This window comes from Flavobacterium sp., assembly GCF_046155325.1.
In the GTDB taxonomy this organism is placed as follows: Bacteria; Bacteroidota; Bacteroidia; order Flavobacteriales; family Flavobacteriaceae; genus Flavobacterium.
In genome coordinates, this window is sequence record NZ_JBJXDQ010000115.1 from 1 (window position 1) to 6,685 (window position 6,685).

Genomic DNA, 6,685 nt, shown 5'->3' on the forward strand with positions numbered 1-6,685 from the left:
ACCAACATTAAAATCTATTCAGGAGGGATTAAAAAAGACAGGACTCTTTAGTGGAGACGCTGACGGAAAAGAAAGTCCAGAGACTACTGATGCTATTAAAAAGTATCAATCTATGAATAATTTAGAAGTTACAGGAAGACCATTTGAAGGTAAGCCTCGCGGCCCTATTCCTAGAACCCCTGAAGAGATGAGTAAAGATCAAAGTGTCTATCATAGACAACAAGTAGTTGAGGCACAAATACAAAATAAAATTAACACTCCACGTGGACAAGAGAAATTTCGTCAATTTACCGAAGATAATCCAAATTTGTTCAGTAGCCCAATCGAAGCTCGCTATAATCCTGAACTTGCTAGAAAAACTAGCCCAGAGGCGAGACTTGGACTAAAAAAATTTGCGGAGATAACAGAAAAGACAGGAACTCGTGAGGAGTTTATGGAAAGGACTGATCCGGGCTCTACAGAACGCTTTAAAAATAAATTCTTAAAACCAGGAGACCCAGGTTTCGTTAGTTTGCAAGACAGAATGCAAGACGATATAGAAACCAGAGGTAGTCCTTTAAAAACCGGCGGATTAAAATCCGGTAGATTAGAGAGCGGTGGATTAAAAGACTCAACAAGATACGGCGGAAGTAATTCAGGAAGTGGTTTAAGCCCTGAAGCACAAAAAAGAAATGATCGTAAAAATCGAGCCGCCGACTCAGCACGCGGGGATGCCAATACTGGAATTGATAAAGGAAATCCGCTAGGAGGAGACAAGGGACTTATAGCTGCTTTAGAGAAAAATACAGCGGCAGTGGAAAGTCTTAAAACTAAACTCGACACGAAACCCGGCGAGCCTGCGAAACCCGGCGAGACTACGAAACCCGGCGAGACTACGAAACCCGGCGAGCCTGCAAAACCCGCTGAAGTTACTTTAAAAAGTGATATTAATGTAAATATATCTCTTAGTGGAGAAATAAATAGTCAAGATACAAGAGTCCAAGAGATTATTAATGCAGAAATAGCAAAATTTAAACAAAATATAGAAGCTCGAATTACAGCTTTGGATCGTAAAGTTACAGTTTTGGATCGTAAAGTTGATGGGAAACCGCCTATGCCACCAGTTGCTCCCACATCTACTCCCGAATAACCTTAATCACTTAAAAAAAGTGTAAATCTATTTGTCAAAAAGGTAAAAGGAATAATTATTAAAAATGATTAATTTAGAAAATGTTAGTATTTTAGGCTATAATAGAAGTAACTCCTATCTCGGGGAATCTTTCCGCTATGCTAGTAAAGATAGTTTAAAAATTCAAACAAGTTTATATGATTTAACCAATACTTCAGGAGTTAGTGGAATTTTGACTCAATTAAGTGGAATGTCCGTCGGCTCGACCGACTGGCAACCAATTACTTTAAGAGGAAATTATTTAGGTTTAGCTCAAATAAATAATGTAAGTTACGTGGAAGGTATAGACGTAAGATTAAAAGATGTTGTTATTGATTTAACAATTTATAATTCTGGTAATTTATTTAACTTAACAAATCCTTCAAATTCTTTATATAGTGGAATTAATTTTTCTAATATCAATTATCCGGCCCATTTAATTGAGTCTTTAAATGAAGATTTTACTTGTGAGGTGGCAGAAAATGGGAATTATATCCAGAGTCAAACAATTCAGATTAAAATGTTATCTGGGGGGGCGATTGGAACTACCCAAAATCCATTGGTAATGGCAAAGCAATTATCAGCCAACCTAATTACTTCTAACCCAAATATAGGTTTTATCAACTCTAATTATTCTGGTTATAAACAAAAACCCGGTAAAAGAACTTACACAGAAACTCAAAATTTAATAACTAATGAATATTCGATAACCGAAACATTTAAATTGATAAATGGATTCTCCGGGACTTATTCAGTTAATTATAAAAGCTCTTTAAATACTGACCCGGAGGGTATAACAACGGTAAAAGAACAGGGTCGTGTCCAAGGTTTAGTCCCCGACGCTTATGGAAATTATTTTGCCGCCGCTAAACTGGGCGGACAATATGAAGTTAATAATTTTTCTTACCCAAGATGCAGCGGATTATTTTCTGCTTACAAATCGCCAACCAATAATTATCCGCTTAATACTAGAAGATTAAGTTATGGTCAATTAATTAATAAATATTCTGATATTTATGAATACGAAGCTGTTTATTCTAACGATCCAAAAACTAACGATTCTTATTCATCGGAATATACTTTAAAAATTGAAAAAGAAACGAATAGTTGCAATTATTTCATCAGTGAAGAAGGAAGTATTTTAGGTTATTCTACAGAATGTAATCCGGTGGACAAATATTCTAATGCCTTAGCTGGTTATGCTATCGTAAATGCCGCAATTTCTGGTCGATTATATGATTTTTATACAAGTATTAGCACGTTTGCTAATGCTATTAAGTTAATTAATAGAAGTGAAACTAAAAATAAAATACTTGGAAGAATAAGTTACGAAAGAACTTATACAGATAATTTAGTATATAGTTATGATGATGTCAGAAAAATGGAAATCGAAGTAACCGATGATTATGCCGTGCCATTAAAAAATAATTTTAATATTCCTAGACATAAAGAAATAGTCCAACTGGTAGGAATAACAACGCTAGCCAATCGGTCAGTATCTATTAATATGTTAGGGAATCGCGGCACAACTTTACAACAATATAAAAATTTAGCTAAAAATCAATTAAATACTTATAGTCCCGGCGGAACCGATCCATATATTTCTGATATAAATTATTCTTTTACACCTCTGGAAAATAATTTTAGTTGCGATTGTAAGTGGGTATTTTATTAAGTGTAAATTATTTATGAAAATTAGTTATTTTAAAATTAGGAATAAGGAAATATTAATATAAAGAAATTGCACCTAGAATTATTATTAAATAATTTTTACTATAAATAAATATAATGAGTCCATATATAGAACCAAATACTTTAATTTCCGGGCAAAATCCAGCAACTGGACTTTTATTGGATATTCTAGGTTCTGAAACTAATACTTTATATTATAATTATACGGGAAGTAGTCCGTCTTCCTCTGCCGTTTTGGGTATTGAAGCGTCAGATGTTGCTGGAAATTGGGGCTATATTATAGATACACAAACTTTTATAGGATTAGGAAGTCAGAAAAAATTATCTACTTTTAGTAATCCAATAAATAATGGTATTAGAGGTTTTATTAGCTCGTCAAATTTATCTAATTCTCAAATTTTTATAGATTCTTTATATAATTTTGGCGATGAACTAATGTTGTTATATTCCGATAATGAAATTATGCCGGGGCAACCCAAACCACTAGTTAGTAAAGTTGATAATCAAATAAGATTTGGTGAAAGATGGAATACAACTTCGACTATTACGTTAAATGGACAGGTAACTGGATTTAGTTATGAATCTATACTTTCCGCCCAGCAAGAACTTCTTAATGTTTTTAATAAGGATTTCGAGAATTTTTCTATCATTCAGGGCGGACAAACTCTTTATTCTCAAGATTTTAATATAATTAAAGATATTAATTTTGGCAATTCTTTATATAGAGGAGTTTTGGATTATACAGTTACGTTAGAAAGTCAGCCGCAATATTTATTCAGCGGAATGTATGGCGTTACTAATCCAGGAAACGAATGGTCTTTTGCGGAAACAGATGATAAATTATTACAAATAACTCATACAATATCGGCTAAAGGAATAAATACTTCTAGTAGTTATAGTAATTCTTTTGATAATGCTAAAAATTATGTTTTGGGTCTGACGGGTACCAATAGTTTTATACCTCCATTCTTTTCGCTATATTGCACGGGCGCGTCCATGTGTATTGATTCTTTTAAAGAAAATATCAATAGATTTGAGAATAGTTATTCGGTGGTGGAAAAATATGTACCATTAGATATGTTCCACGGCGGCGCGGGATATATTAGAGAAAGTTTTGATTATAATTGTAATTTATCAAATGGTATAGCCTCATTAAGCGTTAAAGGAGAGGTAAAATCTTGTAAGAATGTAGATTTAAATACTTTACGGCAAAAATATATAAATTATGATGTTTTTGGCGCTGCCGTAGCTGCTTATTTCGAGGCGTGTGGTCGTACTGATTTAAATCCCAACTATCTTGTTTCCGGTGTAAACGAAGACCCATATTCTAAAATAATTAGTTTTGATATACAATTTGATAATGATTTTACACCTAAAACATATTTTGATTATTCTTCAGAGGTTAAAATAGGAGAAGATGATATTACTATTGTTGGTATTAACGGAACTATTAAAGGTCGCGGGGATTTATTAAATAAATATTCTTTAGTTGAAAATTATTTTAATACGCAATTAAATTTATTTGCTTTAGCTAATGAAAGTTATAAAGAGTCAGATATTAGCCATACATATCCATTAAGAAATCAACAATTAAATTATTCTGTTTCTAAAAATCCATTTTTAGGAGAAATAACCGTATCTACTAGTTATGATAACAAAGATTTAATCCCACCCGGTTTTCAATACTTAAATTATACTTTAGCTTTTAAACCCGCACTTAGACAGTTAAGTTCTATTCCTTTGCCTATATGTCCTTCTGCCGATGATTATTATACGGTTGATTTAGGTTACGCCAATAGAATGCAATTTTCTGTAAACGGACAGGCGACAGTTTGCGCGGGAACCTCGGAATCATCTATAGCGGATATTAATAATATAGCAAATGATAATTTAATAAAATTTGGAAAAGGCTCGGCATTAGTTGAAAAAAAATCTATTACACAATCTAATGCAGGAAATGGAAAAACTTTTAAATTTAATTTTGGATATTCTTATGATTCTACATCTGTTACGGTTTCCCCATTTTCTTCTATTCATGCGTTATAATTAAATAAAAAAGTGTAAATTTGTATGACAATTTTAAGGAATAAGGCAATTTAATTTAAAAATCAGATGATACATCCCACGGGAATAATTTATTTTTCGGAGTTAGCTGACGCAACCGATCAGTTAAAAATATGTTATGCTTATACAGGAACGGCGGGATCAGGATTATATAATTCAGTATCTTCAAATCCTCAATATTCTGGAAGTATTTATGGAACTGGTAATTTTTATTCTCGCAGCGGGAGTGGATTTTTTGGCGGCGGCACTACAGTAAATATAAATAACGCTACTGGATTTTCATCGGACACTTCTTTCACGATGATTCTAACTTATGAGTTTTCCGGTTCTAATTCTAATAATATATTATTCAGTAATTACTCATCCGGCGCGAACGGAATAAATTCTGGATTCGTTTTAGGAACCGCCGACACTCAACAACCTTATTTAGAATATTATACTCCGGGCGGTCCAAAAATATTTTTAAGCGAAAATAACTGGGGAAATAAAAGCACTTTACTGGTAACTAAATATCCTAATAGTATTACACTTGAATGTTTTGATTATAATTCTAGAGAATTTGAGTCGGAGATTTTTTTTATAGATGATACATATTTTTTACCTGCTAGTAATTGGAAAATAGGCGGGATTGGTAATCCGCCGAGTTATTTTTCTGGAGATAATTTTAAAGGCTATATGGATACTTTCCTTTACTACTCCCCGGCGATTACGTCTTATCAAAAAAGGATAATAAAATCTGGACTATATTCTAATATTGGTAATATAATTTCCGGGGTAACATCCAATACGTCCTCTGGAATAACCGGATATGTTACTGGGTCAATTCTAATGTTTACTGGGTATACTGGGCAAGGAATCCATAGTTCGTCATATTTACCGGCGTTATGTTCCGGCGGAGTAATACAATCATATACCGTATCAGGCATTTCGGGTTCTGTTTACGAGCAATATATTTCAGGGGTATATGGAGTTACAACAGAATATTATACTGGTTATAGCGGAAATTATATATCTGATAATACTCAATATCGTAAAACATTCAAAATGGATGTTACGACTTATTTAAAAGATGTGGACAATAATGATTTAAGCGAATTATATTCTTGTTCTGGGGTAGATAAAACTAATTTTAATAAAAGTTTAGTTTATGATAGATCGTTGGGTGTGTTTATTCTACCAGATGGACGTAATTTAAATAATACTAATTTTTATCTCAATGGCGTGGGACAATTTGGTTCGGGTTATTCTACTTCTGGTAATTTATATAATCAATTAGTAGTTTTGAGTGGAACATATTATATTAGTGGAAATTATTTGTCTGGAAGTGGATACGCAGGTATTGATTCTAACATAATTGATGTAATTAGTGGGGACCAAAGAACTATTTTCTCATCAAATTTATTAACTTCTGGACGATTAATAAGTGGATTAAGCAGTGGATATATTTTCTTTCTTAATGGGGTTAAAATACAAAATAATATATCTTCTGGTGATATAAGTTATATTACCGGAAATGTAACAGGATCAATTTTTTCTTTTCCTCTGGAATCTGGTTGGGGGTATTACAGTGGTTTTAATAATGTAAATACTAGTGGATTTTCTAGAAATACATCCCAGTTATATTTAAATGGGATTCGACAAAAAAAAGAAGATGATTATTTAGAAGTGGCTAGAATTTCTTTATTGAATAACCCCTCAAATTATTTATTTAATATAAACAATATTTACAACAATAATGGATTATATTTTGAAAATTTATAATAAAATAAAGTATATATTAAT

The 6,685-nt window shown here is 32.4% G+C and carries 4 protein-coding genes; all 4 read left to right on the plus strand.

Annotated features, from left to right (window positions below; all coding sequences use genetic code 11):
* Nucleotides 1-1,129, plus strand: a 1,129-nt coding sequence (locus tag ACKVOD_RS07925; protein WP_409208931.1) for a peptidoglycan-binding domain-containing protein, incomplete at its 5' end; no start/stop codon positions are given.
* Between the two features lie 64 nt (nt 1,130-1,193).
* Nucleotides 1,194-2,822: a hypothetical protein gene (locus ACKVOD_RS07930; protein WP_409208932.1), complete on the plus strand. Its 1,629-nt coding sequence runs from the start codon at nt 1,194-1,196 to the stop codon at nt 2,820-2,822.
* A 113-nt stretch (nt 2,823-2,935) separates the two neighbouring features.
* On the plus strand, nt 2,936-4,885 hold the full coding sequence (locus ACKVOD_RS07935) for a hypothetical protein (protein ID WP_409208933.1): 1,950 nt from the start codon (nt 2,936-2,938) through the stop codon (nt 4,883-4,885).
* A gap of 66 nt (nt 4,886-4,951) precedes the next feature.
* Nucleotides 4,952-6,664 (plus strand): hypothetical protein, encoded by a 1,713-nt coding sequence (locus tag ACKVOD_RS07940; RefSeq protein WP_409208934.1) that lies wholly within the window; start codon nt 4,952-4,954, stop codon nt 6,662-6,664.
* The last annotated feature ends 21 nt before the right edge of the window (nt 6,665-6,685 follow it).